At 60.2% G+C, this 26,997-nt stretch carries 28 protein-coding genes; 12 read left to right on the forward strand and 16 right to left on the reverse strand.

Annotated elements, in window-relative coordinates; all coding sequences use genetic code 11:
* Positions 1 to 66: 66 nt before the first annotated feature.
* Positions 67 to 342 (reverse strand): hypothetical protein, encoded by a 276-nt coding sequence (locus tag ACQZ5M_RS03505; protein ID WP_296014533.1) that lies wholly within the window; start codon positions 340 to 342, stop codon positions 67 to 69.
* A gap of 186 nt (positions 343 to 528) precedes the next feature.
* Here ACQZ5M_RS03505 and hemF point away from each other — a divergent pair, with 186 nt between their 5' ends.
* The 3 genes from hemF (at position 529) to ACQZ5M_RS03520 (ending at position 2,164) form a co-directional block, all read left to right on the forward strand.
* Positions 529 to 1,440 (forward strand): oxygen-dependent coproporphyrinogen oxidase, encoded by a 912-nt coding sequence (gene hemF / locus ACQZ5M_RS03510; RefSeq protein WP_296102389.1) that lies wholly within the window; start codon positions 529 to 531, stop codon positions 1,438 to 1,440.
* 130 nt (positions 1,441 to 1,570) lie between these two features.
* Positions 1,571 to 1,837, forward strand: a complete 267-nt coding sequence (locus tag ACQZ5M_RS03515) for a hypothetical protein (protein ID WP_296014531.1) — start codon at positions 1,571 to 1,573, stop codon at positions 1,835 to 1,837.
* Between the two features lie 138 nt (positions 1,838 to 1,975).
* Positions 1,976 to 2,164, forward strand: a complete 189-nt coding sequence (locus ACQZ5M_RS03520) for a DUF1059 domain-containing protein (RefSeq protein ID WP_296014530.1) — start codon at positions 1,976 to 1,978, stop codon at positions 2,162 to 2,164.
* Positions 2,165 to 2,215: 51 nt separating this feature from the next.
* On the opposite strand, the gene ACQZ5M_RS03525 is transcribed toward ACQZ5M_RS03520, so the two are convergent.
* Genes ACQZ5M_RS03525 through ACQZ5M_RS03535 form a run of 3 tightly spaced genes read right to left on the reverse strand, consistent with a single transcriptional unit; the run spans position 2,216 to position 4,733 of the window.
* On the reverse strand, positions 2,216 to 3,478 hold the full coding sequence (locus tag ACQZ5M_RS03525) for a CCA tRNA nucleotidyltransferase (RefSeq protein WP_449079077.1): 1,263 nt from the start codon (positions 3,476 to 3,478) through the stop codon (positions 2,216 to 2,218).
* The gene (locus ACQZ5M_RS03530; RefSeq protein ID WP_296078668.1) at positions 3,475 to 4,113 is read right to left on the reverse strand and encodes a CoA pyrophosphatase; all 639 of its coding nucleotides are present in this window, start codon (positions 4,111 to 4,113) and stop codon (positions 3,475 to 3,477) included. The genes ACQZ5M_RS03525 and ACQZ5M_RS03530 overlap by 4 nt, the downstream gene beginning before the upstream one ends.
* Positions 4,110 to 4,733 carry a DUF1285 domain-containing protein gene (locus ACQZ5M_RS03535; RefSeq protein ID WP_296078669.1) on the reverse strand — a complete coding sequence of 208 codons (624 nt, stop codon included), beginning with the start codon at positions 4,731 to 4,733 and terminating at the stop codon, positions 4,110 to 4,112. The genes ACQZ5M_RS03530 and ACQZ5M_RS03535 overlap by 4 nt, the downstream gene beginning before the upstream one ends.
* A 181-nt stretch (positions 4,734 to 4,914) precedes the next feature.
* Between ACQZ5M_RS03535 and ACQZ5M_RS03540 the strand changes: the two genes are divergently transcribed.
* Genes ACQZ5M_RS03540 through ACQZ5M_RS03560 form a run of 5 tightly spaced genes read left to right on the forward strand, consistent with a single transcriptional unit; the run spans position 4,915 to position 12,204 of the window.
* Positions 4,915 to 5,925, forward strand: a complete 1,011-nt coding sequence (locus tag ACQZ5M_RS03540) for an AAA family ATPase (protein ID WP_296014523.1) — start codon at positions 4,915 to 4,917, stop codon at positions 5,923 to 5,925.
* Positions 5,926 to 5,970: 45 nt separating this feature from the next.
* Positions 5,971 to 6,891, forward strand: a complete 921-nt coding sequence (locus ACQZ5M_RS03545; protein WP_296078671.1) for a DUF58 domain-containing protein — start codon at positions 5,971 to 5,973, stop codon at positions 6,889 to 6,891.
* Positions 6,888 to 9,695 carry a DUF4159 domain-containing protein gene (locus ACQZ5M_RS03550; protein ID WP_296078672.1) on the forward strand — a complete coding sequence of 936 codons (2,808 nt, stop codon included), beginning with the start codon at positions 6,888 to 6,890 and terminating at the stop codon, positions 9,693 to 9,695. The genes ACQZ5M_RS03545 and ACQZ5M_RS03550 overlap by 4 nt, the downstream gene beginning before the upstream one ends.
* A 3-nt stretch (positions 9,696 to 9,698) precedes the next feature.
* Positions 9,699 to 11,780, forward strand: a complete 2,082-nt coding sequence (locus ACQZ5M_RS03555; RefSeq protein ID WP_449079078.1) for a hypothetical protein — start codon at positions 9,699 to 9,701, stop codon at positions 11,778 to 11,780.
* A gap of 1 nt (position 11,781) precedes the next feature.
* Complete coding sequence (locus ACQZ5M_RS03560; protein ID WP_449079079.1) at positions 11,782 to 12,204, forward strand: GNAT family N-acetyltransferase; 423 nt, start codon at positions 11,782 to 11,784, stop codon at positions 12,202 to 12,204.
* Between the two features lie 55 nt (positions 12,205 to 12,259).
* Here the strand turns inward: ACQZ5M_RS03560 and ACQZ5M_RS03565 are convergent, their stop codons facing one another.
* Together ACQZ5M_RS03565 and ACQZ5M_RS03570 are read right to left on the reverse strand one after the other, a co-directional pair.
* On the reverse strand, positions 12,260 to 13,573 hold the full coding sequence (locus ACQZ5M_RS03565) for an MFS transporter (RefSeq protein ID WP_449079080.1): 1,314 nt from the start codon (positions 13,571 to 13,573) through the stop codon (positions 12,260 to 12,262).
* Between the two features lie 88 nt (positions 13,574 to 13,661).
* Complete coding sequence (locus ACQZ5M_RS03570) at positions 13,662 to 14,228, reverse strand: GNAT family N-acetyltransferase (protein WP_296097489.1); 567 nt, start codon at positions 14,226 to 14,228, stop codon at positions 13,662 to 13,664.
* 288 nt (positions 14,229 to 14,516) lie between these two features.
* Here ACQZ5M_RS03570 and ACQZ5M_RS03575 point away from each other — a divergent pair, with 288 nt between their 5' ends.
* The gene (locus tag ACQZ5M_RS03575; RefSeq protein WP_449079081.1) at positions 14,517 to 15,521 is read left to right on the forward strand and encodes a glutathione S-transferase family protein; all 1,005 of its coding nucleotides are present in this window, start codon (positions 14,517 to 14,519) and stop codon (positions 15,519 to 15,521) included.
* Here ACQZ5M_RS03575 and ACQZ5M_RS03580 read toward each other — a convergent pair.
* Positions 15,512 to 15,910: an NUDIX domain-containing protein gene (locus ACQZ5M_RS03580; protein WP_449079082.1), complete on the reverse strand. Its 399-nt coding sequence runs from the start codon at positions 15,908 to 15,910 to the stop codon at positions 15,512 to 15,514. The genes ACQZ5M_RS03575 and ACQZ5M_RS03580 overlap by 10 nt on opposite strands.
* Positions 15,911 to 16,108: 198 nt before the next feature.
* Here ACQZ5M_RS03580 and ACQZ5M_RS03585 point away from each other — a divergent pair, with 198 nt between their 5' ends.
* The gene (locus ACQZ5M_RS03585) at positions 16,109 to 17,074 is read left to right on the forward strand and encodes a metallophosphoesterase family protein (RefSeq protein WP_296078682.1); all 966 of its coding nucleotides are present in this window, start codon (positions 16,109 to 16,111) and stop codon (positions 17,072 to 17,074) included.
* Positions 17,075 to 17,121: 47 nt separating this feature from the next.
* Here ACQZ5M_RS03585 and leuA read toward each other — a convergent pair whose 3' ends face one another.
* The 3 genes from leuA to ACQZ5M_RS03600 form a co-directional block, all read right to left on the reverse strand.
* Entirely contained in the window at positions 17,122 to 18,831 is a 1,710-nt protein-coding gene (leuA, locus tag ACQZ5M_RS03590) for a 2-isopropylmalate synthase (protein WP_296040436.1), read from the reverse strand.
* 317 nt (positions 18,832 to 19,148) lie between these two features.
* Positions 19,149 to 20,345, reverse strand: coding sequence for a benzoate/H(+) symporter BenE family transporter (locus ACQZ5M_RS03595; protein WP_449079083.1), 1,197 nt, complete (start codon positions 20,343 to 20,345; stop codon positions 19,149 to 19,151).
* Positions 20,346 to 20,519: 174 nt separating this feature from the next.
* On the reverse strand, positions 20,520 to 21,101 hold the full coding sequence (locus ACQZ5M_RS03600) for an ATP-dependent Clp protease proteolytic subunit (RefSeq protein WP_144621303.1): 582 nt from the start codon (positions 21,099 to 21,101) through the stop codon (positions 20,520 to 20,522).
* Between the two features lie 235 nt (positions 21,102 to 21,336).
* Here ACQZ5M_RS03600 and ACQZ5M_RS03605 point away from each other — a divergent pair, with 235 nt between their 5' ends.
* Positions 21,337 to 21,927 (forward strand): HupE/UreJ family protein, encoded by a 591-nt coding sequence (locus tag ACQZ5M_RS03605; RefSeq protein WP_296018007.1) that lies wholly within the window; start codon positions 21,337 to 21,339, stop codon positions 21,925 to 21,927.
* A gap of 101 nt (positions 21,928 to 22,028) precedes the next feature.
* Positions 22,029 to 22,826 (forward strand): DUF2076 domain-containing protein, encoded by a 798-nt coding sequence (locus tag ACQZ5M_RS03610; RefSeq protein ID WP_449079084.1) that lies wholly within the window; start codon positions 22,029 to 22,031, stop codon positions 22,824 to 22,826.
* A gap of 98 nt (positions 22,827 to 22,924) precedes the next feature.
* Here ACQZ5M_RS03610 and queF read toward each other — a convergent pair whose 3' ends face one another.
* The 6 genes from queF to ACQZ5M_RS03640 all read right to left on the reverse strand — a co-directional run bounded on the left by queF (position 22,925) and on the right by ACQZ5M_RS03640 (position 26,958).
* Positions 22,925 to 23,389, reverse strand: a complete 465-nt coding sequence (gene queF / locus ACQZ5M_RS03615; protein WP_274101999.1) for a preQ(1) synthase — start codon at positions 23,387 to 23,389, stop codon at positions 22,925 to 22,927.
* A gap of 3 nt (positions 23,390 to 23,392) precedes the next feature.
* Positions 23,393 to 24,310, reverse strand: coding sequence for a cation diffusion facilitator family transporter (locus ACQZ5M_RS03620; RefSeq protein WP_449079085.1), 918 nt, complete (start codon positions 24,308 to 24,310; stop codon positions 23,393 to 23,395).
* 126 nt (positions 24,311 to 24,436) lie between these two features.
* Positions 24,437 to 24,826 (reverse strand): glyoxalase superfamily protein, encoded by a 390-nt coding sequence (locus tag ACQZ5M_RS03625; RefSeq protein ID WP_449079086.1) that lies wholly within the window; start codon positions 24,824 to 24,826, stop codon positions 24,437 to 24,439.
* Between the two features lie 73 nt (positions 24,827 to 24,899).
* A complete protein-coding gene (locus tag ACQZ5M_RS03630; protein ID WP_449079087.1) occupies positions 24,900 to 25,382 on the reverse strand; it encodes a pyridoxamine 5'-phosphate oxidase family protein in 483 nt (160 codons plus the stop codon).
* Positions 25,383 to 25,460: 78 nt separating this feature from the next.
* Positions 25,461 to 26,093: a LysE family translocator gene (locus tag ACQZ5M_RS03635; RefSeq protein ID WP_449079088.1), complete on the reverse strand. Its 633-nt coding sequence runs from the start codon at positions 26,091 to 26,093 to the stop codon at positions 25,461 to 25,463.
* Positions 26,094 to 26,250: 157 nt separating this feature from the next.
* Positions 26,251 to 26,958, reverse strand: a complete 708-nt coding sequence (locus ACQZ5M_RS03640) for a TIGR02117 family protein (protein ID WP_449079089.1) — start codon at positions 26,956 to 26,958, stop codon at positions 26,251 to 26,253.
* Positions 26,959 to 26,997 lie beyond the last annotated feature (39 nt).

The raw sequence follows: 26,997 nt of genomic DNA on the forward strand, positions 1-26,997 counted from the left end.
ATGTTTTGGGAGCCCGAAGATGATGGAAGTGGGTCTGGACCGTCCCGGCAAAACAGCGCCCGCCCCTTAATCCGCCGAGGGCAAACGCCGCATGGTGAACTCGATCTGGTCGCCTTCCAGCTGCCGCCAGCTTTCCACTTCGGTCCAATAAGCGGCCTTTGGAAATTCCTCGAACCATTCTTTCGCCTTGGCGCGGGCCTCCGCCCGCGTCATGCAAAAGGTCTGGCGCACGAACATGCCGCTTTTCTGATTTTTGAGCACGCCTCCATCGCGGTCGCGGCGGTGAGCGGCGATCCTGCGTTTCAGGCCTTCGAGCGGTGGCGGTCCGGTAAATTTCGTCATGCCAATACCTCTTATGCTCGAAAGATAATGTGCGTCTGCCCGCTTGGCGAGTCGAAATCGCATCGGCAACACATGGCGATCACCTTTTGTTGGAAGGCATTTGTGCGCGCAAAACCGCTACACACTTCTGATGGAAATGATCTAAACCGTCAGAACAAAAATCGAATCGCATGAAGGAGACCGGATATGGAACGCCCCGTTTTGCCAAAGGGCCTGCCGGACGACATCGAGGACAAGAAGGCGATCGCCAAAGCCTGGTTCGAGAGCCTGCGAGACACGATAGTTGCCTCCTTCGAGACGATCGAGGATGAGCTTCAGGGTCCACTCTCCGACCAGCCTCCGGGACGCTTCGTTCAGAAAAAATGGCTGCGCGATGAGGGTGAAGGCGGCGGCGGCATCATGTCGATGATGGAAGGTCGGGTTTTCGAAAAGGTCGGCGTCCACACCTCAACCGTCCATGGCGAATTTTCCGAGGAATTTCGCAAGCAGATACCGGGCGCCGACGAGGACCCGCGCTTCTGGGCATCCGGCATTTCGCTGATTGCCCACCCGGTCAATCCGAATGTGCCTGCGGTGCATATGAACACGCGCATGGTGGTCACGACCAGCCACTGGTTCGGCGGCGGCGCCGATCTGACACCGGTGCTGAACCGCCGCCGCACCCAGGACGATCAGGATACCCAACTCTTTCACCGCGTCTTCGAGATCACCTGCAACCGCCACGCGGTCGCGGACTATCCGCGCTACAAGCAATGGTGCGACGAATACTTCTTCCTCAAGCATCGCAACGAGCCGCGCGGTATCGGCGGCATCTTTTTCGACTGGCTGCACCCGGAGGAAGACAAGGGCGGCTGGAACGCCAATTTCGCTTTCGTCCAGGATGTCGGACGCGCCTTCAACCTCGCCTACCCCAAGATCGTGCGCGGCAACTTCAACCAGCCGTGGACGGAAGAGGATCGCGACGAGCAACTCATCCGTCGCGGCCGCTACGTGGAGTTCAATCTGCTCTACGACCGCGGCACGATTTTTGGCCTGAAGACCGGCGGCAATGTAGAGTCGATTTTGTCGTCTCTTCCACCCGTGGTGCGCTGGCCTTGAAACGTTCGAACGATCACGAAGTTTTTGATGCTCTTTCGCGTAAAAGGCCGATTTTTGAAAAATTGGCCCTACCGCAAATTCAGCGCAGTGCTACTCTGTGAGTCCTAGATGGACTGGAGGAGATATCGTGATGATGACTTCGAACAGCATGCCCATTTCTACGGTAAACGGCACACAGCCGCGCATTATTCCTACATCACAACTGATCGAGCGACTGGCGGCGGAAATGCGCGAGACGGGAGATCGCGAACTGCCGTTGTCTTTCTATGTCGAGCAGGTAAAGCGCAAGCTGGCCAATGAAAACGCCGCCAACGACGACAAGGTAGCCGAACCGGCTGGCCCTGCCGTTGCCACGTCCTCAGTCTTCGCCTGCTGGGCGCTTCCCGAACAGGGCTGAGCAACACGGCGTTCTTCACGCCTCGCAAACGGGCGGGGCGTGTCTTCAATCCAGGAACATAACCCCTCCGCAACCGTTTGAATGGTGTGGCCGGCTGCAACTGCAGCCCTGGCCAGAAATCCATATAGGGAGGCTGTTATGAGACTTTTCGAATGTGGAACATTGGTACCCGGCTGCGAGTGGCACACCCGTGCCGATGAAGACGCCGAGGTTATCCGCCGCAGTGTCGAGCACATGCGCCAGGCCCATGGTGAAACGATCATTCGCGAAACCATGGTCGAAAATATCAAGGCCCGCATCCGCGACGAGAACAACGTCGAGGCCTGATTCCAGTGCAATTTTACCGCTCACCCCGGACGCGATCCGGGGTGACACGGATTACGGACGATCCTGCAGTTTGCGGGTCAGACGAGACAGCAAGGCCTCGCGATCCAGCGCAAAATTTCCATCAATCCACGTTGCTTCAAGCTCACCTAAAATCTCGCCCACTTGCGGACCGGCGGGAAGGCCTGCGGCCAAGACATCAGCGCCACTTAACGGAAACGCGGGCTTGCTGAATTTCTCGGCGCGCGTCAGCAGCGTGGAAAGGCGGGCGATCTTCTGCATCGATGCGTCTGCGCCAGACACATCCGCCCTTGCGGAGGCGAGGGCAAGCTTCAGCCTTGCCTTGACGCCCTCGATACCCTGCCGATATAGCAGACGATCGAGCGCAGTCTCGGCGAGCGACGGATCGACGGTTGGCGCTTTCGCCCATTGATCGAGACGCGCCGCCTCGTTCTTTGACATGCGCAAGCGGCTGGCAAGAGCGGCAACACGTTCCGCATCGGGCGGGATGATGGATGCGAGCCGCAGCATAGGGTCGGGCTTCCAGCCAAGCGCCTGCTCGGACGCGACCAGACCATGGATCGCGTCGATGCCCCATTTCTCCGTTTCCGGCAGAATTTGCGCAAGCACACCGGCTTGCCGCATCCAGAGCAGGGCTCTCGACGGATCGTCAGCGGAAAGCAACTTCTTCATTTCGCTCCACACCCGCTCGGCAGAGAGTGTCGAGAGCTTGTCCTTGGCGCGTGCGCTTGCCCTCAAGCCATCCGCATCCGGACGGCCAGAGCCGTAATAGGCAAAGAAGCGGAAGAAGCGCAGGATGCGCAGGTGATCTTCGGCGATGCGCGTTGCCGCATCGCCAATAAAACGAACGGTCTTGGTTTCGATATCGGCAAGTCCACCGATCATGTCGATCACCTCGCCGGAAGCATCCGCATAAAGCGCATTGATCGTCAGGTCACGGCGTTCGGCGTCTTCCTTCCAGTCTGTTCCGAAAGCCACTTCCGCATGGCGTCCATCGGTCGTCACATCTCGGCGAAGCGTGGTCACCTCATAGCCCTCGCCATCCACCACCAGCGTCACCGTGCCATGGTCGATACCCGTCGGCACCGCCTTGATGCCGGCCTCTTTCGCCCGCTCCACCACATCCTGCGGAGGTAGCGTCGTTGCCATATCGATATCGCCGACCGGCAGACCCATCAGCGCATTGCGAACGGCACCACCCACCACGCGCACTTCGCCGCCATCGGCGTTCAGAAGCGAAAAAATCCGCTGAAGGCCGGGTTTGGAAAACCAGCTCTGCCCGGCAATGCCGCTCATGAATAAAACCTCTCGTAAATGCTGCGCACGATCCCCGCCGTAATGCCCCAAATGTAGCGCTCGCCATAGGGCATTTCGTAGAAAAAGCGCTCTCTCCCCTGAAACATCCGGCTGCCCCGGTTGTGGTTGGCAGGGTTCATCAGGAAAGACAGCGGCACCTCGAACACCTCATCCACCTCGTCCGGGTTGGGCGTCAGGGTAAAACCGCGTTTGACGACCGCCAGCACAGGCTTGATGCGAAACCCGGTGCCGGAAATATAGTCCGGCATGCGTCCGACGGTCTCGATGAATTGGCGCGAGACGCCGATCTCCTCTTCCGTCTCCCGCAACGCCGCCTCTTCCGGCGAGCGATCTTGCGCATCGATCCCGCCACCGGGGAAGGAAATCTGGCCGGAATGATTGCGCAACGTCTTGGTCCGCTGGGTAAAGATCACCCGGGCCTCGTCGCGGTCATCGATGACTGGAACCAGCACAGCCGCGTCCTTCAGCCGGATGCCATCTACGGAAAGTCGGATGCCGGGGTTCAAATGATGGTCACCAAGGTCACAGCTCTCGCGCTCGGCAACGCCTTCGCCATCTTCAAGAACACGCCGCCGGAAATCGGCGGCGGAATAGGTCATCAGGTCGGCATTCATCGGGCAAGCGCTTCCAGCTCATCGGCAGGCATGATCGGAAACACCTCTCCGCCCGAGCGCACGGAGAACATCTCTCTGCCATCGACCTCGATCACCTCGCCGAGCTCCACCAGATCATACATCACTGCGCGAGACACCAAGGCCTCCAGCCGCCCGCGCACGAGAAGGTAGGGTTTGAGTTCGTCATTATCGCCGCCCGTGGTGAAGCGCAGCGGATGATTGCGCCCCGCCTCTACCACATCACCAACATTTGTACGGAAGGTCAAAAGCGGGTCACCGTCCCTTCCGCTCACGCTCATCTCGACGGCAATGAAGGGCGCATCGGCAACACGAATGCCGACCTTCTCCACAGGCGTGACGAGATAGGTCTTGCCATCCTCATCCTTGCGCAAAACCGTGGAAAACAGCCGCACCAGCGGCGCTCTGCCGATCGGCGTGCCCATATAGAACCATGTTCCGTCAGCGCGGATTTCCATATCGAGATCGCCGCAGAAAGGCGGGTTCCATTTCTCCACCGGAGCCGGTCCGCGGGGCTTGTCGCCCGCCTGCTCGCTGGCGCGGGAAATCAATGCCGCAAGCCCTGCCGCATCCGGTGCCGCATTAATCCTGTCATCTGCCATATTCGAGCCCTGCTTTGCCAATTATGCAATAAAGGAACATGGGTAACGAGATAGTCATTTAAAGGATGCTTGTCAGCGGTAAGCGTGGCAATAAGCTATAGGCAGCGCCAAATCCCTCCTGTATTCCAATAGGAAGGTTGACGTTTAAGAACCGCTGCGGCGGGGTTTTGAGGAGAGCCATATGGGCGTGATGAACACCACCGAAACCCTCGACGAGAAGACGATCGTCGCCGCTGCCGAAAAGGCATTGGCCGATATCGCTGCCATTCGCGGCGAAGTCTCCAAGGTCATCTTCGGTCAGGAGAAGGTGGTGCAGAACACGCTCCTTGCCATCCTGTCCGGCGGCCATGCGCTGCTTGTCGGCGTGCCGGGTCTGGCCAAAACCAAGCTCGTCACCACGCTCGGCACCGTCCTTGGGCTCGATGCCAACCGCATCCAGTTTACCCCGGATTTGATGCCGTCCGATATTCTCGGCTCCGAAGTCATGGATCAGGATGAGAGCGGTCGCCGCTCCTTCCGCTTCATCAAGGGTCCGATCTTCGGCCAGCTTCTGATGGCGGATGAAATCAACCGCGCAAGCCCCCGCACCCAATCGGCGCTTCTGCAGTCCATGCAGGAATATCACATCACCGTGGCCGGCCAGCGTTACGACCTGCCCAAACCTTTCCATGTGCTCGCAACCCAGAACCCGCTAGAACAGGAAGGCACCTATCCCCTGCCCGAAGCGCAGCTCGACCGCTTCCTGCTGCAGGTGGATGTCGATTATCCGGAGCTTGCCGCCGAACGCCAGATCCTGCTCGACACCACCGGAACGGCATCTGCCGAAGCGCGCCGGATGATCGAGTCCGAGCGGCTGATCGAAATCCAGACGCTGATCCGTCAAATGCCGGTCAGCGACAAGGTGGTGGATGCGATCCTCAGCCTCGTCCGCTCCGCACGCCCCGGTCAGGGAAACAAGCTGACCGACAAGAATGTCGCATGGGGTCCAGGACCGCGTGCCGGTCAGTCGCTGATGCTGACGGCGCGTGCACGTGCGCTTTACGAAGGTCGTCTGGCGCCCTCGCTCGATGATATCTATGCGCTGGCAGAACCCGTGCTGGAACACCGCATGGCGCTGACCTTTGCAGCGCGTGCCGAAGGTATGTCGGTGCGGGACGTCATTGCGGGACTTGTCGAGCAGGCGAAGAACTAAACCGTCACCAAAGACGACGGTCTTTAGAAACAGACAGGAGCGCATGTGGCATCCATCGGCCAGATCGTAGAGCAGACATCGGGCAGCGACGTGCTGGCCCGCGCGCGCCAGCGCGCCGCTCTGGTGCCGGATTGCATGGTGGAAGCAAGGCGTATCGCCAACACCGTGACCGCCGGCTGGCACGGTCGCCGCAAGCGCGGCATCGGAGAGAACTTCTGGCAGTTCCGCCCCTATGCCGATGGCGAAAGCCTGTCGCGCATCGATTGGCGGCGCTCCGCCCGCGACGATCATACCTATGTGCGCGACCGAGAATGGGAAGCCGCCCATACGATCTGGCTCTGGGCGGACCTCTCGCCCTCGATGATGTACAAGTCGACGCTCGGCACCGTCTCGAAGGAAAGCCGCGCGCTGGTTCTGCTGCTGGCGCTGGCGGAGATTCTGGCCCGTTCCGGTGAGCGCATTGGTTGTCCTGGCATCATGGAACCGGTCTCTGCCCGCAACGCCGCCGAACGATTGGCCAATGCGATCATGCACGCACCGGCCACCACTGGTCTTCCCGACACGAGCATGATCCGTGGCGCGAGCGACATCGTGCTGATCGGCGATTTTCTCGATGACGCGACGACCATCATGGAGAGGCTCTCGCCGCTCGCACGCCGCGGGCTTGGCGGTCATGTGGTGGAAATTGCCGATCCAGCGGAAGAGGTCTTCCCCTATAGCGGACGCACGGAGTTTTCCGATCCGGAGACCGGCGAGAAACTGACCTCGGGGCGCGCCGAAACCATTCGTGAGGATTACACCCGGGCATATCTTGCCCGCCGCGAAGCGCTGTCCTCGTCGCTGCGCAGGCTCGGCTGGAACTTCGTCTTCCACCGCACCGACCATCTGGCCTCCGAAGCATTGGTCGCCATGCATATGTATCTCTCTGGCTCTCCCGCAGGCGGGCGCAACGGTGGCCGCACATGAGCGCGCTGCCCTTCGTCTTTACCAGCCCCTACATACTCTTCGGCCTGCTGGCGCTGCCCGCCATCTGGTGGCTCCTCCGGCTGACGCCCCCCCGCCCCAAGGCGGAAGTCTTTCCGCCGCTTCGTATCCTTGCAACGGTGCTGAAGCGCGAGGAAACACCGTCGAAAAGCCCGTGGTGGCTGACGCTGCTGCGCATGCTGCTGGCCGCCGCCGTTATTCTTGCGCTTGCCGATCCCGTCATCAATCCGCGCAACAACACGCTCGCCGGAAGCGGCCCGCTGGTGCTGGTCGTCGATAATGGCTGGGCCTCAGCGCCGGATTGGGACCGCCGGGTCAGAACCGCCGAAGCGCTGATCGGCGATGCCGAGCGGGCCGAGCGCCCGGTCTCGCTGACGTTCACCGCAGACCGCGAACATGATGCCGAGCCTGGCACGACGGCAGCCGCACTGGAAAAACTTGCCGCCGCCAAGCCGCAGCCGCTGGTGCCGGATCGCGTCCGCGCGGCTGAAGCCGTGATCGAGGCGATGAACGGCACGACGCCCGGAACGCTCGCCTTCATCACCGATGGCGTCGCAACGCCGGAAGACCGTGCGGCACTCAGCAGCCTTGCCAGCCTGCAAGCCTCCGAATTTCGTGTGATCGAAGGCGATGGCCAGCAGGTGGCTGCCATTACCGGTGCGGAAAATGGCGCCGAAACCATGAGTGTTTCGCTGTCCCGCCTCAATACTAACGGCCCGGCCAATTACACGATCAATGCCCAGGATGCCCAAGGCCGCATTCTGGCAAGCGACGGCGCAAGCTTTGCCCCCGGCGCCGCCGAAACCACCGCCAAGCTCAACGCACCCTTCGAACTGCGCAACGATTTTGCCCGCCTCTCCATCGACCGGCTCTCCACCGCAGGTTCGGTCCACCTGCTGGATGACGGTTTCCGCCGCCGCCGCGTGGCGCTTCTCGCCGGCGAAACCGGCAATGATTTCCAGCCGTTGCTCCAGCCGCTCTATTACATCAGCCGCGCCCTGCAGCCCTATGTCGATCTTGTGCCGCAACAGCAGCCGGATCTCGCCGTCGCTATTCCCGAGCTGCTGCAAAGCAATCCATCCGTCATCGTCATGGCCGATATCGGTCGTCTGCCGCAGGAAACCTATGCGCCGCTGGAACGCTGGCTTTCGCGGGGCGGCACGCTGATCCGATTTGCCGGTCCACGCCTTGCCGCAGCACCCGCTGAAGATCCGCTGGTGCCGGTGACCTTGCGCCAGGGCGAACGCGCTCTCGGCGGCGCACTGTCCTGGGCTGAACCGCAGCCGCTCGCAGATTTCCCCAATTTCGGTCCCTTTGCCGGGATGCCGCGCGCAGACGGCGTCCACATCAAGCGCCAGGTTCTGGCCGAACCGACGCCTGATCTTGCCGAGCGTACTTGGGCGAGCCTTGCCGATGGCACGCCGCTGGTCACCACACGCACGGTCGATGCCGGTCGCATCGTGCTCTTCCATGTCAGTGCCGAAGCGAGCTGGTCGGACCTGCCGATCTCCGGCCACTTCGTCGAAATGCTGCGCCGGATCGTTCAGCAGTCGCAGGTCGGCGGCTCGTCGGCGTCTGCGAATGCGCCGACCGCAGCACTTCCGCCCTATCGCGTTTTGACCGCGACCGGCTCGCTCTCGCCCGATATCGGCTCCGCTCGCCCGCTGGAAGCGCGCCCCGGCCAGACGCCACGCGCCAGCTTCGACAACCCGCCCGGCCTTTACGGCACGGAGACCGGCTTCGTCGCCCTCAACCTTTTGCCCCCCGGCGCCACGCTTCGCCCGATCGACACATCGCTTGCCGGAACGGCTGTTGCGACCGAAGGCCTTGTCGGGGAAGCGGCGACATCCCTTCGCCCTGCCCTCTTCATCGCGGCTCTCCTCATGCTCTTTGCCGATAGCCTCATCATCCTCTTCATGAACGGCGCTTTCTCCCGTGTTTCGCGCTCCCGCTCAGCCACTGCCGCCATTCTGATTGCCGCAGTCGGCGTGTTCGCCATGCTTCATCCGAACCCCGTACATGCAAACGATGCGAAGCCAGGCGACGAAGAAATCCTCAACCATCTCGACACGACGCATCTTGCCTATGTGAAAACCGGCGAGGACGAGGTGGACCGCATCTCGCAACAGGGCTTGCAGGGGCTCAGCGAGTTCCTGACATGGCGCACCACGCTCGAACCGGGCACGCCGGTCGGCCTCGATATCTCCAAGGACGAGCTGTCCTTCTACCCGATCATCTACTGGCCGATTTCCGCCAATGCGCCAATGCCGTCCACAGCGGCGATCTCGCGCATCGACGCCTACATGCGCGCCGGTGGCACCGTGCTTTTCGACACCCGCGACCAATTTTCATCTTTGAATAGCGGCACCAGCGCCAACGGGCAGCGGCTTCAGGAAATCCTTGCCAATGTCGATATCCCGCCACTGGAGCCCGTGCCGCAGGATCACGTCCTCACCCGTTCCTTCTATCTGCTGAAAAATTTCCCCGGTCGCTACACCGGCAGTCCGCTCTGGGTTGAATCGCGCCAGGATGCGGCAAAGACCACATCGGGCATTTCCTCTTCAGGCGATGGAGTTTCCCCGATCATCATCACCAGCAACGATTTTGCCGGCGCATGGGCGGTAGATGACAATGGCGCGCCGGTCCTGCCCACCGTTCCGCCGGATGAAATGCAGCGCGAACATGCCTTCCGGTCCGGCGTCAATATCATGATGTATATGCTGACCGGAAACTATAAGGCCGATCAGGTGCATGTCCCCGATATTCTCCAAAGACTGGGGCAGTAACGCATGACGCTCACCTTCGCCCCCTTCCTGCCCTGGACCGTTATCGCCATTCTGGCCGGCGCCGCACTCGTTCTCGCGATCGCCGGCCTGTTGCGCGGCGTGCGCGGCGCGTGGCTGCGTGGGCTGGCGCTTGCAGCACTGCTACTCGCCATCGCCAATCCGCTGCTCACCAACGAGGAGCGCGAACCGCTCTCCACCATCGTGCCTGTGATCGTCGACCGCTCGCAAAGTCAGGATGTGCAGCAGCGCACCGCGCAAACCGAACAGGCGCTCGCCAATCTCAAGGAGCGTCTTGCCCGCTTTCCCCGCATCGAGCCGCGCATTGTCGAGGTTCGCAATGACGAGAACAGCGATTCGCCCGCCACAAATCTTTTTTCTTCCCTCTCGGCCTCCGTATCGGATGTCTCGCCCTCGCGCGTCGGCGGCGCGATTTTCCTCAGTGACGGCCAGATCCACGACATCCCCAACGCAACCCCGGATATCGAGCAGACGCTCGGCTTCAAGGCGCCTATCCATGGCTTGATCACCGGTCGCGCCGATGAGTTCGACCGCCGCATCGAGGTCGTTCGCGCTCCCCGCTTCGGCATCGTCAATGAGGAGCAGCTGCTGACGCTCCGCGTCTTCGACGAAGGCCGCACGCAAAGTGGGACGGCAAACGTCACCATCAAGATGAATGGCGAGGAGATCGGCAACCTTCAGGCAGTACCCGGTCGTCCGATCCCCTTCAGCTTCAAGGTGCCACGCGGCGGCAACAATGTGATGGAGTTCTCGGTCGCCGAACTGCCGGGCGAAGTCACCACCACCAATAACCGCGCCGTCCACGTTATCGAAGGCATCCGCCAGAACCTGCGCGTGCTTCTCGTTTCCGGCGAACCGCATGCCGGTGAACGTGCCTGGCGCAACCTGTTGAAGTCCGACACCTCCGTCGATCTGGTCCACTTCACCATTCTGCGCCCACCGGAAAAGCAGGATGGCACGCCGATAAACGAGCTGTCGCTGATTGCCTTTCCGACGCGTGAGCTCTTCGTCGAGAAGATCAACGATTTCGACCTGATCATCTTCGACCGCTACCAGCATCGCGGCGTGCTGCCGATCCTCTATTATGATTACATCGCCCAATATGTTGAAAAGGGCGGTGCGTTGCTGATTGCTGCCGGTCCCGAACATGCCGGTCAGGATTCGATTGCGCTGACGCCGCTTGAATCGGTTCTGCCTGCCCAGCCAACCGGTCGGGTGAATCAAGGGGCCTTCTATCCGCGCCTTTCGGACGCCGGAAAGAAGCACCCAGTGACGCGCGGTCTGGAAGGCTCAGGCGATGAGCCGCCCCATTGGGGCCGCTGGTTCCGCACTGTCGGCGTGGAACAGCCCCAGGGCCAGACAGTCATGCTCGGCGCCGGCCAGGACCCATTGCTGGTACTGAACCGCCAGGGCGAAGGCCGCGTTGCCATGCTGCTGTCCGACCAGGGCTGGCTCTGGGCGCGCGGCTTCGAAGGCGGCGGTCCGCATGTGGCGCTCTATCGCCGCATCGCCCACTGGCTGATGAAGGAGCCGGAGCTTGAGGAAGAGGCGCTGACCGCGCGCGCCAATGGCCGCATGCTCGAGATCACCCGCCAGACCATCGGCGACAATCCTGGCGAAGCGACAGTGAAGTTCCCATCCGGCAAGACCGAGACGATGAACTTCACCCAGACGGATCCGGGTCTCTACAAGATCGAGCGCCGGATGAATGAGACAGGTCTCTACGAAGTCTCCAATGGCGACTTTACCACGCTTGTCCATGTCGGCGCTGTGGACGCACCGGAATTCAAGGCAATGATCTCCACAACGGACACGCTGAAACCGTTGGCCGATGCGACCCGTGGCAGTGTCCACCGCGTGGTCGATGATGCCAATCGCGTCGTCCTGCCGGATATTCTCCCCGTGCGCGGTGAGGTTCGCGTTGCCGATAATGATCGCATGCTGATCCGCATGACGGACGAGACGGTGCTCAAAGGCGTCAACAGCTTGCCGCTGTTTGCCGGCTTTGCTGGTCTCGGCGCCCTGCTGCTCGCCTTCTCCGCTCTCTGGTGGCGCGAAGGCAGATAAGATGCACTACGACATCGAACTGGCCGATGGCGCAGACGACAGCGCCAAGGCGGCCATCCTCGCCGCCCTGAAAGGCTACAACCTCCAGCGCTTCGGCCCCGCCGAATGGAAAGAACTGGTCATCGCGCTGAAAGACAAGGATGGCGCCGTCATCGGTGGTCTCTCCGGCCACACCGCACGCGGTTGGCTCTACACCGCCCTCCTCTTCATTCCGCAAGAGTTGCGCGGCCAGGGCCTCGGCCCCAAGCTTCTTGGCATGGCCGAGGATGAAGCCCGCAAACGCGGCTGCACCGGCGCTTACATCGACACGATGAGCCCGGACGCGTTGACGCTTTATCAGAAATGCGGGTACGAGATTTTTGGCGCGATTGGAGATTTCGGGCCGGATTATGCCATGACCTATCTAAAGAAATCACTGGTCTGAGGAATTACGCCTGAGCGAGAACACCCGCTCAGGCTGGTCGATGTGCTCACGAGTTTTACGACAGGCTAACCTCACGCGTCTCCGCATTGATCATGGTCGCAGCGATGGCCGCCAGCACCAGAAGCCCGGCAAAGATGCCGACGGCAAATCCGAAGCCTTGCGCAATGGCATAGCCAAGCAACGAAGGTGCCAGCAATCCGCCGAGCCGCGCCATGGCGCCTGCAGCACCCATGCCGGTGGCGCGGGATTCCGTCGGGTAGAGCTCCGGCGTATAGGCGTAGAGCGCGCCCCAGGTACCTAGAAGCGCAAAGCTCATCAGCAGCAGTGACGTGGCGATCATCGCGCCGGTGGTGGCCAGCGTGAAGAGCAGGCAGCCGAGAGCAGACAGCAGGCAGAAGCCGATCAATGTGGGTTTGCGGCCCCATTTTTCCACGCCATAGGCCGCCAGCGCATAGCCGGGGATCTGGGCGAGTGCGACCAGAACCAGAAATCCATAGCCACGCACGAAGCCGAAACCTTCGCCCGCAAGGCGCGCCGGCATCCAGGTGAAGACGCCGTAATAGGAGACCGAGACCAGAAACCAGATGGCCAGGATCATGATGGAGCGCTGGCGAAGTGCTGGCGAAAACAGGCTCTGCCCTTTCGACGCTTCAGACTGCGCAATGCCGGTCCGCTCATCCAGTGTCGCGCGACCATTGGTCTTCAGCATGGAGTTGACGACGACTTTCGCTTCTTCCGAACGACCGGTCCTCAAAAGGTAAAGCGGCGATTCCGGCACGAGGAAACGCAGGCCGATGCCGATCAGCGCGGGAAAGGCGGTGACAGCGAAGATGTAGCGCCACGCATCCTCGACGCCCGAAAGGCTCGCAAGCCATGCGGCAAGGGCCACGACCAGCGTGCCGACCGCCCAGAAGCCCTCCAGCAGAACCAGCCAGCGGCCGCGGTTTTTGGCCGGAAGAAACTCCGCCATCATCGCATAATCCACCGGCAGCGTGCCGCCGACGGCCGCACCCGTCAGGAAGCGCAGCACGAGAAGAATGGTGAAATCCGGCGCGAAGATCGAGAGAATACCGAAGACCGCATCGCAGGCGACGGTGACGATCAACACGCGGCGGCGACCGTAGCGGTCGGCCATGCGCCCGAAGCCGATAGCGCCAAGCAACATGCCGAGGAAGAAGGCGGTGCCGGTCTGCAAGGCCTGCGGGACAGTCAGCCCGAAGGTCGCGGCAATCGAGGCGGCGGTGAAACCCACCGCCAGCACCTGCATGGCATCCGCCGCCCAGACCAGACCGAAGATACCCATCAGCCTGCGCTGATAAGCACCGGCGCCTGCGCGATCCAGCGCATCGTTCATCGTAATCGACGTCATCATCGCCCCCTTGCGACCCGAACTCAATGTGCGGCGCACGTTGCTTAGGTCAGGCGGGCAGTGTCAAGGCGTCAAAGAGCGTTTTGCGTCAACCGACAGCGCGGAGCGGCAGCTCGAAAACAAGCTCTTCCTCCTTTTCTCCGGTCTTGCCGTCGAATGGCTGCCAGCCAATTTCGCCTCTGAGCCGCTGATGAACGTTATGCGCCAGCGGCACCACGAGCACACGGTTCATGTCGACCGGACCTGGAAAATCGAGCGCGCCATAAGCGACCTTCTCGAAACCGAGCGGCATGTAATAGGGCGGATCGCCAATCAGGATGACTGCCTCCGAACCCTTACGCTTGGCGGCGGCAATCGCAATCCGCACCAGTTCACGCCCGATCCCCATATTCTTGTGCGATGGCCGCACCGCCAGCGGCCCCAGCATATGGCCGTTGACCTCACCGGCCCGAACCGGCGTCATCCGCACCGATGCGATGGTCTCGCCATCATCGGCGCAGATGAAGGACAGCGAACGGTCGTGCGGCCCCTGCTCGCGGATGCGCGCGGCAGCCCGCGTATGCCGGCCAGGACCAAAAGCTTCTGCATTGATAAGTTCGATAACGGCGTCGTGAGACGCGTCCTCGGTGAGGTAGACCAGTTCGTGCTTGGACATGAAGAGACCGGAACGTTGAATACGGACATGACGATATGTGACGGTGCGCCTGACATTGCCTGACAGGGCAAGAAGAGCGTCAGCGTCGTCGGAGCGTCCGTGGTTCGGTCATAGATCAGAATTTCCTCAGGAATATGAACATCGCGGATATCAGGAAATTATCGCAGGGTCCAGAACAAAAGGCCTCACCGCCGCATTCACGAAGCGAGAACGCATTGTTCATCGATGCGAGGTTTCGCTTTAGCGCCTTCCCATCCTAGAGTGAGTGACGAAACAAGGAGATAGCAGATGGGCATGCTGGTAGACGGCGTTTGGAAGGATGTGTGGTACGACACAAAGGAAACCAAGGGGCACTTCAAACGCAGCGCCTCGCAGTTCCGTAACTGGATCACTGCCGATGGCGAGCCCGGCCCCTCCGGCCAGGGCGGCTTCAAGGCAGAGAAGGACCGTTACCACCTCTACGTCTCGCTTGCCTGTCCTTGGGCGCACCGCACACTGATCTTCCGCAAGCTGAAGAAACTCGAAGAATACATTTCGGTCTCCGTGGTCGATCCGCTGATGCTGGAAAATGGCTGGGAATTCAAGCCTGAGGATGAGCGCGTGCCGGGCGCGACTGAGGATCATCTCTTCGGATCGTCGGCTCTCTGGCAGGTTTATACCAAGGCCGATCCGCACTATTCCGGCCGCGTCACCGTACCGGTGCTCTGGGACAAGCAGCAGAACACCATCGTCTCCAATGAGTCGGCGGAGATTATCCGCATGTTCAACAGCGCCTTCGATGCATTGACCGGATCGGAACTCGATTTCTACCCAGAAGCAAAGCGAGGCGAAATCGATGCGCTCAACGACCTCATCTACGACACCGTCAATAACGGCGTCTACAAGGCGGGCTTCGCCACCGCGCAGGACGCCTATCAAGAAAGTGCCATCAAGGTATTCGAGACACTGGATATGCTTGAGGAGCAGCTTTCAAACCAACGCTTCCTTCTAGGCCCGGAACAGACGGAAGCCGATTGGCGGCTGTTCACCACACTGGTGCGTTTCGATCCTGTTTATGTCGGTCACTTCAAGTGCAATATCCGCCGCATTCACGATTACCCGAACCTGACGGGCTATCTGCGAGACCTGTTCCAGACGCCCGGCGTGCCGGAGACGGTGGATATTCGCCACATCAAGGAGCATTATTACCGCAGCCACAAGACGATCAACCCGACCGGCATCGTTCCGGTTGGACCGGAATTGGAGCTCGAAAAGGCCCATGATCGCGCAAGGTTGGCGGGAGGCTACCAGTAATCGTCCGGCAGAGCGTGACCGGATAGATCCGCAAGACGACGACGCGTGGCGGATGTCGTCTCGCCGGGCAGCGCGTCGAGCGGGAAGAACCCGCTCTCGGCAATCTCACGGTCCGCCGCCTTCAAAGCGGTCTGCCTGACAGTCAGGCGATAGAACAGCACATGGTCGCGGTCGCTGGTGCGATTGTTGAAATAGACATGGACAAGTTGGGGCACAGACGTGGCAACCAGATTGCCCTCTTCCCGGATTTCCTTGTGCAGCGCCTGCAATCCGGTTTCCCCTCGCTCGACACCGCCGCCCGGCATATGCCAGCCGGAAACATAGGTATGCCGCACGAGGAAAATGCGACCCTGATCATCGAAACAGGCGGCGCGCACCCCAAGGGTCATGCCGCGGCGCATAAAAAAGAACCCGTGCACGATCCTTTTGGCGATATTCCGAAACAGCTGCCGGAACCCTTCACTGAGCTTGCGGTTCTCACTCAAAGTTCAACTCTCCGTCAACTTGCCCGATTGAAGCGCTTATCCCCTTGAAATACCGAGGTTTCGCATTGCACGCCTCAACACGGATACGATATGTCTGACCCCATGTTCAAGCTCGCCCATATTTCTGACGTTCATCTCGGGCCATTGCCCAAGCTCACTTTCCGCGAACTGGCCTCCAAGCGCATCACCGGCTTTGTGAACTGGCGGCTCAACCGCCGCAAGCATCTTTTCACCGATACGCTGGAGCGTTTGGTGGACGATATGGAAACCAAGGCGCCCGATCACGTCGCAATTACTGGCGACCTCGTCAATCTCGCCACCGGCATCGAAATCCGCGCTGCCGCCGATTGGCTGGAGGAAGTGGGCGATCCGCTGAAAGTCTCGGTCGTACCCGGCAACCACGACGCCTATGTTCCCGGCGCGCACGACAAGGCCATGGCCGCCTGGTATCCTTATGTGCGCGGCGATGGCGATGCGGATAGCTGGAACGAGGACCTGAAGATTTTCCCCTATATGCGGGTTCGCGGCCCCGTGGCGCTCATCGGCTGCTCCACCTCCATCGCCACACCACCCTTTTCCGCGACGGGCTATTTCGGCCGTCGCCAAGCACGCGCCACGGCGGATCTGCTGAAAAAGGCCGGTGAACAAGGCCTGTTCCGCGTGGTGATGATCCATCACCCGCCGGTGCGCGGCGCTGCCGCGACCCATAAACGCATGATTGGCATCCGCCGCTTTGCCGCAGCACTCGGCACCGGCGGCGCAGAACTCGTACTGCACGGCCACACCCACCTCAACACCGTTTACTGGCTAAGCACCCATAGGGGTCAGGACCACATCCCCGTCGTCGGCATCGCCTCCGCAAGCCAGGGACCAGGAGCAGAAAAGCCGCGCGCAGGCTACAATCTCTTCAATATCTCTGGTGGCCCCGGAACCTGGGACGTGACCTGCGAACGCTTCAGCCTCAACGAAAAGGCAACCGGGATAGAGCTCGAAGACATCCGCGTCTTCTACCACAACGGCCGCCCCCTGGGCTTCGGCAACCCGGTGGAGCAGGCACCGGAGGAGTAGGCTTCCTCCGGCTTTTCCTCGTTACAGAGTGAGGCGAAGTACCAGCCTTACTTCGCCCGTTCTTCCAGCACGCGGTTGGCGGCAGACACGATTGCCTCCAGCGAGGCACCCACGATGTTGGTGTTGATACCCGCGCCGAAGAGCTTGCCGCCCGGGTGCTCCATTTCCACATAGGCGATGGCCGATGCGTTGGAGCCGTGCTGCAGCGAGTGTTCGGAATAATCGTTCACCGACAGATCGATGCCGAGATAGGTGGACAGCGCGTTGATGAAGCCATCGATCGGACCCGTTCCCTTGCCCTCGATCCGCTTCACCTCGCCCTTGTCCATGATTTCGGCGGCCACGACGCGCACGCCCTTGAAATCGCCTGCCGGATAGGTGTGGTGATCGACGAATTTCAGGCGTGCATTGGACTGCGTCACATAGCGCTCCATGAAGCGTTCATAGATGCGCTTGGCTGGCAGTTCCACGCCTTCCTCATCGGTGATGCGCTGAATGTCCTCGCGGAATTCCACCTGCAGATTGCGCGGCAGGTTGAGGCCGTAATCCTCCTGCAGGATATAGGCGATGCCGCCCTTGCCGGACTGCGAGTTGATACGGATGATCGCCTCGTAGGAACGTCCGACATCCTTCGGGTCGATCGGCAGATAGGGCACTTCCCAGACCGGGTGATTGGCAACCTTGATCGCCTTCATGCCCTTGTTGATCGCATCCTGATGCGAGCCGGAGAAGGCGGTGTAGACCAGCTCGCCGACATAAGGGTGCCGCTCAGGGATCGTCATTTCGTTGGAATATTCGTAGACGGCCTTGATGCGCTCGATATCGGTGCAATCCAGTTCCGGGTCCACACCTTGGGTATACATGTTCAGTGCCAGCGTCACCACGTCCACATTGCCTGTGCGCTCGCCATTGCCGAACAGCGTGCCTTCCACGCGGTCGGCGCCGGCCATCAGGCCGAGTTCGGTGGCCGCGATACCCGTGCCGCGGTCGTTATGCGGATGCAGCGAAATGATGACGTTTTCGCGGTTGTCGATGTTGCGGCACATCCACTCGATCTGGTCGGCATAAATGTTCGGCGTTGCCATTTCCACGGTGGAGGGCAGGTTCAGGATCAGCTTGTTGTCGGCCGTCGGCTTCACCACGTCGATCACCGCGTTGCAGATCTCCAGCGCAACTTCCAGCTCCGTGCCGGTAAAGCTTTCCGGCGAATATTCGAAGCGATAACCGCCGCCAGCCTTTGCCGCCATGTCGGTGATCATCTTCGCCGCATCGACGGCAATCTGCTTGATGCCGTGGACGTCCTTGCCAAATACCACGCGGCGCTGCAATTCGCTGGTGGAGTTGTAGAAATGGATGATCGGGTTCTTGGCGCCTTCCAGCGCCTCGAAGGTGCGGGTGATCAGTTCCGGGCGGCACTGCACCAGGACCTGCAGCGACACGTCATCGGGTACATTGCCCTCTTCCACGCACCAGCGGGCGAAGTCGAAATCCGTCTGCGAGGCGGACGGGAAGCCGATCTCGATTTCCTTGAAGCCCATGTCCAACAGCAGCTTGAACATGCGTGCCTTACGGTCATGACCCATCGGATTGACCAGCGACTGGTTGCCGTCACGCAAATCCACCGAACACCAGATCGGCGCTTTCTCGATGGTTTTGCTTGGCCATGTGCGATCGGGAATGTTGATGGTGGGATAGGGGCGATATTTGACGCCGGCTTCAGGCATGCCCTTGGAAATGGTGTTTGTCTTCGCGTCCATCGTTTTGCTCCTTCAAGCATCCGCGGGCTGATAAGCCACTGGCAGACGCCGTGCCCTTGGTCGGGCCTTAAATCCAGAATGAAATGAGATTTCGAGTTGAGGAGCATTGGCACCAGCGGGCTTTCGGCCGCCGGGCGCTCCTCACTGGACCCGGCAACCGCGTGTAAGGTCGAGGCTAAGAAGCGAGAGTGCACCGCACGGCGAAGCCTTCGCAGAAATCTGCGCGCTCATGCCGGAAAAGGTCTCGGTGCGATTGGTCATGCATTTTCTATAAACAGCGGTTTTTGATCTGACAAGTAATCTTCTGCCGTCACACGTCATTTTAGAGAACGCGCTCGTATAGCGACCACCGCCCGCTGAAGCGCCATCATCAACCCTCCCCCAAGCAGTCCCCAGAAAGCGCCGGAGATTCCCGCGAAGGACAGCCCGGACGCTGTCACGAGAAATGTGATCGCTGCCGCTTCGCGTGTTTCCGGCTCCTTGAAGGCCGCAACAGCCGAGCCGGAAAAGGCACCGACGAGTGCGAGCCCCGCCACCGCCTGGATAAGAACGGGCGGCGCCAGCGCAACGAAAGCGGTGACGACACCGGCCAGCAGGCCAAGGATGATGTAGCCGACACCGCCAATGATTGCCGCCCAATAGCGACGCCTCGGGTCTGAATGGGCATCCTCGCCCGCACACATGGCAGCGGTGATCGCCGCGAGGTTCACCGCATGGCCACCAAAGGGTGCCGAAAGAATTGAGAAGAAGCCTGTCGTGGCAAAGAGTGGTCCGGGCTGCGGATCGTAATGGTTGACCTTTAACACCGCGATGCCGGGAATATTCTGAGACGCCATGGTGACGATGAAAAGCGGCAGGGCGATGGAAACCACGGCATGCAGGCTTAAACTCGGCGTCACCCATTCCATCGGCGGTGTAAGCGATTGCGCCAGCGCATCGAAAGCCCCGGCGGGAATGTCCACACCAAAGATCATCACCAGCACGAACGCGACAAGCGCTGCTGGCACGGCAAAAAGGCGCTTGAACGCGCCGACGACGATCCAAGCCAGAATGATCGGCAGACCAAGTGCGGGATTGAAGCCGATGGCCTTGATCGGCGCAAAGCACAGCCCGATGATCACGCCGGAGAGCATGGCATTGGCCAGCGGTGCCGGAATGGAGGCGACCGCCCGACCGAGCGGCTTGAACAACCCTGCAATGATGATGAACCCGGCGCAGATGATAAAGGCACCCACCGCTGCCGGAAAGCCGCCTTCAATCACGCCCGTCGTCGCCAGAAGTGCAGCACCCGGCGTGGACCATGCAATGCTGACCGGCAGTCTCGTCGCAACCGACAACACGATGGCGCAAAGCCCCATGGAGACGGACAGCGCCATCAGCCCCGATGCCGCCTCGAAATCCGTTGCGCCGACAGCCTTCAAGCCCTGCAGCACCACGGCGAAGGAGCTGGCAAAGCCGACGAAAGCCGTGAGGCAGCCCATGAACAGGGCTTGAAGGGAAAAATCTTTGAACATGGCCTACCCGGATAATATTTCACGTAGAGGCTGACCAAAAAACGCAGAGTCGTGCAAGGCCGTTGCAGCCAATCCGAGTACCTTCCGGCACTCTCGTTTGAACACAAAGCAAAAGCCCGCGCCAGCTTTCACCGGCACGGGCTTTCAATTCAAATCAATACGTCGCGAAGTCCGTCAGACTTCCGACTGGTGCTCGACGATCTTGCCGACGAGACCGTAGGAGACGGCATCATCTGCGCCGAGCCAGTAGTCGCGATCGATGTCCTTGGCGATCTTTTCTTCCGTCTGGCCAGTGGCCTTGGAGAAGATCTTGATCAGACGCTGGTTCATCTTGATGATTTCGCGAGCCTGGATTTCGATATCGGAAGCCATGCCGCGCGTGCCACCGGAGGGTTGGTGCAGAAGGAAGCGGGTGTTGGGCAGGCAGAGGCGACGTTCCTTCGGCACCGATACGTAGATCAGCGCACCAGCAGATGCGACCCAGCCCGTGCCGATGATATAGACCTTCGGCTTGATGAACTTGATCATGTCGTGGATGCTGTCGCCGGACTCGACGTGACCGCCTGGCGAATTGACGTAGACGCGGATGTCGTCATCGCTTGCAGCAGCAAGGGCGACAAGCTGCGTGCAGACCTTCTGCGCCAGTTCCTGGGTAATCCCGCCATAAATGAAGATCGAACGCGACTTGAAAAGATTCGCTTCCGTTTCTTTACCGATCGGCAGTTCCTTGCTCTTGTCGTCTTCTTCTTCGTTCATACGGACGGTCTCCAACATAATTCATTGCCTATCGGACATAGTGTGATTTGTGTCGTAAAACAATGAGCGAAAAAGACAAGGCGCGGAACTGCTTAATAAAAGCGCTCAATCGGCTGACCCCCGGCAAATGCCGCATGGACAGGCTCTCACCGATTGACATATCGTTGGCATCGAAGGTGATGTCGTGTTCCCAAGAACGGCAGGCACCGGACCAGCCAAATTCGAAGAGGGAACGATGCTGAAAAGACTAATTCTTGCCGGAGCCAGCCTCGGCGCCACCGCCCTGCCCGCTTTTGCCCACCTGAACCCGGAAGAGCACGGCTCCTTCATGGCCGGCGTGTCGCATCCGCTTTTCGGCGCAGACCATATCCTTGCCATGGTCGCCGTTGGCCTGTGGGCATCGCAGATCGCCATGAGTGAGGACCGCAAACAGGCTCTCTGGGCCGTTCCGGCAGCCTTCGTCAGCACCATGGCAGTGGGCTTCTTCCTCGCCGTCTATGGCGTTGGCCTGCCCTTCGTTGAGCCTGCCATCCTCGCCTCCGTTATCGGCCTTGGCCTTCTGGTGGCCATGGCAGCCAAAGTGCCGACCATTGCGGCAGCGGCCATCGTCGGTGTCTTCGCGCTCTTCCATGGCCATGCCCATGGCGGTGAACTCGGAACGGCGGGCGCGCTGCAGTTCGGCATCGGCTTCATGATCGCAACCGCGCTTCTGCACCTTGCCGGTGTGGCGCTTGGCCTCGGCGTCTCGCGCTTCGGCTCTGTCGCCGCCCGTATCGCCGGTGGCCTGACGGCGCTTGCCGGTCTCTCTCTCGCTTTCGGCGGATGAGGTATCGGATTACAGAAATGTAAGAAATCGGGGCTTTGAAAAATCCGATTTGAACTCTACCTCCTTGGTATGCGTTTCTCGACATGCCAAGGAGGCAAGAGATGTCACCAGAAGAAACCCAACTGCTCAAGGGCCTGTTCGACAGAATCAGGACCGCATCGTCCACCCCGCGCGACCCTCAAGCGGAAGCGCTGATAGACCAGTCGGTTCGCGATCAGCCCTACGCGCCTTATTACCTTGCACAGGCCGTGATCGTGCAGGAAAAGGGTCTGGAAGCCGCAGCCGCCCACATCAAGCAGCTTGAAGAGCGTATCCACCAGCTCGAATCCGGCGCCGGCGACCAGCAGCGCGGGACCCAGGGCGGTTTTCTGAGCTCCATATTCGGCACCAACCAGCCGAAGGCGCCCGCTCCTGCACCAACCCCACAGCCGCCACAACCGCAGTCGACCTACCGCAACGACATGTCCGGGCAGACCGCTGGACCCTGGGGTAGAAGTCAGGATGCGCAGCAGCCGAGCGGTCCGTGGAGCCAGCAGGCCTCCGGCTTCGGACGCGCCAGTGGCGGAGGCGGAGGATTCCTCCAGGGTGCGCTTGGCACTGCAGCGGGCGTGGCCGGCGGCATGCTGCTCGCCAATTCGTTGAGCGGCATTTTCTCCAACCACATGGCCTCATCCGGCTGGGGCTCGCCATTATCCGGCGGCAACCCGGTTGGCAATGCGCCGGTCGAAGAAACCGTGATCAACAACTATTACGGCGATGATCCACAGCAGGCCAACGCCGATTACAACGACAATGACGTCCAGCAGGCGGACTATACGCCGGACGACAACGACACGAGTTATGACGATAGCAGCAACGACATGGACTTCGACTCAGGCGATGATAGCTCTTTCGTCTGAGCCTTTATGATGCCTGTGCCAGAACTCCCGTAGCCTAACAATCCAAAGCGTAGAAGCCACGATTTCTAGGTAACCAGCGGAGATTGCTGGACAGGCTGTCAGCCGCGACCGCGATAGGTCGCTACACCTTGATCCGGCAGCCAGACGCCTTCGGGCGCTGGCCCGGTCTGCCAGAAAACATCGATCGGGATACCGCCGCGCGGATACCAGTAAGCGCCGATGCGTAGCCACTTGGGCGATAGCAGATCGACGAGGCGCTTGGCGATATAGATCGAGCAATCCTCGTGAAATGCGCCGTGATTGCGGAAGGAATGCAGGAAGAGCTTCAGCGACTTCGATTCCACCAGGAAATCACCCGGAATGTAATCGATGACGATATGGGCAAAATCCGGCTGTCCCGTCATCGGGCAGAGCGAGGTGAACTCCGGCGCAGTGAAGCGCACGACGTAATCCGTTCCCGCGTTGCCGTTCGGCACGCGCTCCAGAACGGCACTTTCTGGATTTTCAGGGGCCGCGACCTGCGCGCCCAGCTGGGACAGGCCGGAAACATCCGTCACTGACATGGTTCACACTCCTGGTTCTAAAACATTGACGCGGACGCCATGGGCCTGTTCGCTTTCAGGCTCGACGTGAATGGCAAGCGTGGCGCCGGGTATCACGCCCCTTATGGCATCTTCAAGGCGATCGCAAATCTCATGTGCCGCGCCCACCGACATGCTGGCAGGCACGACGACGTGAAAATCGATGAAAGCCGCCGCCCCTGCCCTGCGGGTCTTCAAGTCATGCACATTGAGCACGCCAGCGGAATTTTCCGCGATCGCCTTCTTGATCGCCTCGTCCTCCTCCGGCTCCACCGCCTTGTCCATCAGCCCGCCGAGCGAATGGAGAATGACCTTGGAGCCCTGGATGAGAATATTGATGGCAACCAAAATGGCGAGCAGCGGGTCGAGGATCGCATAGCCCGTGACGATCGCCAGCACGAGGCCAATCAGGACACCGATCGAAGTCACGACATCCGACATGATGTGATGACCATCGGCCGTTAGCGCAGGCGAAGCGTGTTTGCGACCAACGCGGATAAGAATGGTTGCCCAGACGGCATTCAGCCCGCCCGCAAACGCGTTGATCGCCAGACCCAGCATCGGTGCGTCTGGCAGGCGCGGCTCGAACAATCCGCCCCAGGCTTCCTTGACGATCAGGAGAGCGGCCACGACGATCAACACACCTTCGACCACGGCAGATATATATTCTGCCTTGTGATGGCCGAACTGGTGATCGTCATCTGCGGGCTTTTGCGCATAACGGATGACGAAATAGGCAATGAAGGCCGCAACCACGTTGACGGTCGACTCCAGACCGTCGGACAAAAGCGCGACCGAGCCGGTCACCCACCATGCCGAGAGTTTCAGTCCAAGGACGAGAAACGAAAACGGAATGCCCCAGAAAGCCAGCTTTCGGACGAGAGCGTTACCTTCAGCATTCATGACGAAACCCCGTGCAGATGCAAACGAATTGCAGAAATGACCCTTAAAACGCACGAACCGCCCGCACGAGGGTTCGTGCAGGCGGTTCGCTGTTGGCGCGTTCTATGATTTAATCTGACCGCAGGGTCAAGCGCTTTTCGCCTTTTGCCGCTCGCAGAAGCGGATGCGGTTGGCGAAAGGATCGATCACCTCCATCTGCAGTCCCCAGGGCAGCGGCTCGATGCCGGGCTTCATGTAGGTGTAATCTTTCACCGCAAGCTCGCGCTGATAGGCTTCCACACCGACAGTCTCGACAAACACGGTCGAACCAGGCGTCGCATCGCCATGATGCCCGCTTAGATGAAGGACGAGGCCTGCACGCGAGACCTGCATGTAGAGCGGAAAATTATCGCCAAAGCGATGCTCCCAATCCACCGAAAAGCCGAGGAAGTCGACGTAGAACTCCCGCGCCTTGGCCTCGTCGAAGATGCGCAGGATGGGGCAGACGCGGGTGAAGGATGGTTTGTCGCTCGACATGAAAACTCACTTTCCGAACATCAAAACGCTTGCTGGATCGAGACGCGCGGACACATCTGCCAGCCGGGCCGGATCAGATGGGCTCGACACCATAGGCTTGATAGGCGCTAGCCATCCTCTCGCCTTCGGTTCGATCCGGGAAAAGCCGATAGCTTGGCGCCAGGATACGGGAAACCTTCTCCATCTGGATGGAGATAATATGGCGGATGGGAAAATCATCGCCCCCCATTTGCAACAACCGCGCGCCAACAGTGGAAAAATCAGTGTCGTCTGGCCCGATAATCACAGCCTGGCCCGTCACTTTGAAGCCACGCTGGCGAAAGACGTCGATGAAGCTGACGCATACCGCAGGGTGCGCGCGGATATTTCGAACAGTATGGCTGGAGGCAATGTCAGCCACGACAAGACGATCCTCACCATAGGAGGAAAAGATTTCCTTCGGCGTGACATTGGGCGTCCCATCGGCATCGACCGTTGCCAGCCAGCATAGAACCGAGTTGGCGATATCGGTTCTCATCGCGCCATTGATCTGCAAATTTTGCCTTGCTCCATTCACGATAGGGCTCCGATGTCAGGCTGGCTGAAATGGATTGCCGCCTGCCGGCTTCGATCCGACCGCCATCTGCCGCGCTCGCTAAACCCTGCTGATCAGCAGTTTGATGCCCGCAAAACCAAAGAACAGCGCCAGCGTCACCTCAATGGAACGCTTGGCTTTCTGATAAATCCGGATCGCGGGTGCCGTTGAAAATAGCAGGGCATAACCGCAGAAGATCACGAGGCCGAGCAACGCGCACCCGCCGATAATGGCTGCAAGCGTTGCAGGCCCGGCACCCGGTTTGATGCCAAGCGACATGATGGCGAGCCACCCCAGAACCGCCTTCGGATTGGTGAGGTGCAGCAGCACGCCACGGCGATAAAGCTTGCCATAATCAGCCCTGCTGCTGGTCGCAATGCCGGGCTCAGCCTGCGGAGCCTTGGCAAAGGCAGACCGTGCGGATTTGTAGGCGAGATAAAGCAGATAGAAGCCACCGGCGATCTTGATGACGAAGAGCGCATTGGCATAGGTGGCGAGCACAGCCGATAGCCCCGTCGCGGCAATAGCCGCCCAGGTGAGAGAGCCCGTCATGACCCCAAGCGCGAGCACGATGGCCGGCGCCCTGCCCTGGCTCATAGCGATCCCCATGATCGTCATATTGCTCGGACCTGGGCTCGCAACTGCGATGATATAGGCGACATAGACGATCAGCAGTTGGTGCAAGTCGAGCATTTGTTGGACTTTCTCTGCGCAGGGCTTTTGTGGCGCTATGTCATCCGAGCGATGGGGCCATGTCAATTCGCGGGGAGACGAAGTGTTGCGGCGGAGATGTCGTTCAGGACCGAGGGATATAAGCCACAGAATTCACCGGCTCGACTGTCACTCATCGCTATCTGCCAACCGGAAGAAACCCTGCGGAAAAGACGCCCGCATCATTATGCAACCGCAAAGACGCCGTCAGAAGGCGCGGCAAGGGCGTCCACAAACCGGTGCTCACGCCCGCCTGTCGAAGCGCGGCAGCCGTCCAGATATTGCAGCCCACCAGCACATTGAACCAACCTTCGGCTTCAAAAAACGCATCGTCCTTGCCGTAGGACTGGCCGGGAAGCGGGACCTGCTCGCCATCCGCCTTTGAGAAGCTCGCGGCAATGAAATCGATCAGTCTTTCATATCCCGCAGCAGACAGATCAACAGGCAAGACGCTGGGGTCGGCAAGAGCGATATCGCCAGCCAGCGCCACATGCATGACCGAACGGTCAAGGGTAAGGCTCTTCAACACAGGCATCGGTCGCAGATCGGCCCATGTGGGTGTCTGGGTATAGAATGCCCGCCCGCCCCAACCGAAGACGATGTAGCGAAGACCAGGATGATCGATCTCGAGATCGGCATCGCGCAGAAAGGCAAAGCGCGACAACAACTCCGCATCCGCCGGCACCGCGATATCGGTGTGGATGGGGTTGCTGAGAACCAGGATACGGCGGGACGTCTCGCCGGTGGTGGCCTCACTGTGCGTAAGTGGTCTCGGCACAGCTACGCCAAGCGCAATGCCGATGAAGCCCAGCAAGAAAACCAGAAATATATATTTTAGGACTTTCACCAGCGCTCACGCAAAGCAGGAGACATGGCGGCGTCCAAA

The organism is Rhizobium sp. 22-785-1, from assembly GCF_053521965.1.

Bases quoted from the DNA above. Each gene is read 5' to 3' on its own strand.
- ACQZ5M_RS03505 (WP_296014533.1), bottom strand. From the start codon at position 342: ATGACGAAATTTACCGGACCGCCACCGCTCGAAGGCCTGAAACGCAGG.
- hemF (WP_296102389.1), top strand. From the start codon at position 529: ATGGAACGCCCCGTTTTGCCAAAGGGCCTGCCGGACGACATCGAGGAC.
- ACQZ5M_RS03515 (WP_296014531.1), top strand. From the start codon at position 1,571: ATGATGACTTCGAACAGCATGCCCATTTCTACGGTAAACGGCACACAG.
- ACQZ5M_RS03520 (WP_296014530.1), top strand. From the start codon at position 1,976: ATGAGACTTTTCGAATGTGGAACATTGGTACCCGGCTGCGAGTGGCAC.
- ACQZ5M_RS03525 (WP_449079077.1), bottom strand. From the start codon at position 3,478: ATGAGCGGCATTGCCGGGCAGAGCTGGTTTTCCAAACCCGGCCTTCAG.
- ACQZ5M_RS03530 (WP_296078668.1), bottom strand. From the start codon at position 4,113: ATGAATGCCGACCTGATGACCTATTCCGCCGCCGATTTCCGGCGGCGT.
- ACQZ5M_RS03535 (WP_296078669.1), bottom strand. From the start codon at position 4,733: ATGGCAGATGACAGGATTAATGCGGCACCGGATGCGGCAGGGCTTGCG.
- ACQZ5M_RS03540 (WP_296014523.1), top strand. From the start codon at position 4,915: ATGGGCGTGATGAACACCACCGAAACCCTCGACGAGAAGACGATCGTC.
- ACQZ5M_RS03550 (WP_296078672.1), top strand. From the start codon at position 6,888: ATGAGCGCGCTGCCCTTCGTCTTTACCAGCCCCTACATACTCTTCGGC.
- ACQZ5M_RS03555 (WP_449079078.1), top strand. From the start codon at position 9,699: ATGACGCTCACCTTCGCCCCCTTCCTGCCCTGGACCGTTATCGCCATT.
- ACQZ5M_RS03560 (WP_449079079.1), top strand. From the start codon at position 11,782: ATGCACTACGACATCGAACTGGCCGATGGCGCAGACGACAGCGCCAAG.
- ACQZ5M_RS03565 (WP_449079080.1), bottom strand. From the start codon at position 13,573: ATGACGTCGATTACGATGAACGATGCGCTGGATCGCGCAGGCGCCGGT.
- ACQZ5M_RS03570 (WP_296097489.1), bottom strand. From the start codon at position 14,228: ATGTCCAAGCACGAACTGGTCTACCTCACCGAGGACGCGTCTCACGAC.
- ACQZ5M_RS03575 (WP_449079081.1), top strand. From the start codon at position 14,517: ATGGGCATGCTGGTAGACGGCGTTTGGAAGGATGTGTGGTACGACACA.
- ACQZ5M_RS03580 (WP_449079082.1), bottom strand. From the start codon at position 15,910: ATGACCCTTGGGGTGCGCGCCGCCTGTTTCGATGATCAGGGTCGCATT.
- ACQZ5M_RS03585 (WP_296078682.1), top strand. From the start codon at position 16,109: ATGTTCAAGCTCGCCCATATTTCTGACGTTCATCTCGGGCCATTGCCC.
- leuA (WP_296040436.1), bottom strand. From the start codon at position 18,831: ATGGACGCGAAGACAAACACCATTTCCAAGGGCATGCCTGAAGCCGGC.
- ACQZ5M_RS03595 (WP_449079083.1), bottom strand. From the start codon at position 20,345: ATGTTCAAAGATTTTTCCCTTCAAGCCCTGTTCATGGGCTGCCTCACG.
- ACQZ5M_RS03600 (WP_144621303.1), bottom strand. From the start codon at position 21,101: ATGAACGAAGAAGAAGACGACAAGAGCAAGGAACTGCCGATCGGTAAA.
- ACQZ5M_RS03605 (WP_296018007.1), top strand. From the start codon at position 21,337: ATGCTGAAAAGACTAATTCTTGCCGGAGCCAGCCTCGGCGCCACCGCC.
- ACQZ5M_RS03610 (WP_449079084.1), top strand. From the start codon at position 22,029: ATGTCACCAGAAGAAACCCAACTGCTCAAGGGCCTGTTCGACAGAATC.
- queF (WP_274101999.1), bottom strand. From the start codon at position 23,389: ATGTCAGTGACGGATGTTTCCGGCCTGTCCCAGCTGGGCGCGCAGGTC.
- ACQZ5M_RS03620 (WP_449079085.1), bottom strand. From the start codon at position 24,310: ATGAATGCTGAAGGTAACGCTCTCGTCCGAAAGCTGGCTTTCTGGGGC.
- ACQZ5M_RS03625 (WP_449079086.1), bottom strand. From the start codon at position 24,826: ATGTCGAGCGACAAACCATCCTTCACCCGCGTCTGCCCCATCCTGCGC.
- ACQZ5M_RS03635 (WP_449079088.1), bottom strand. From the start codon at position 26,093: ATGCTCGACTTGCACCAACTGCTGATCGTCTATGTCGCCTATATCATC.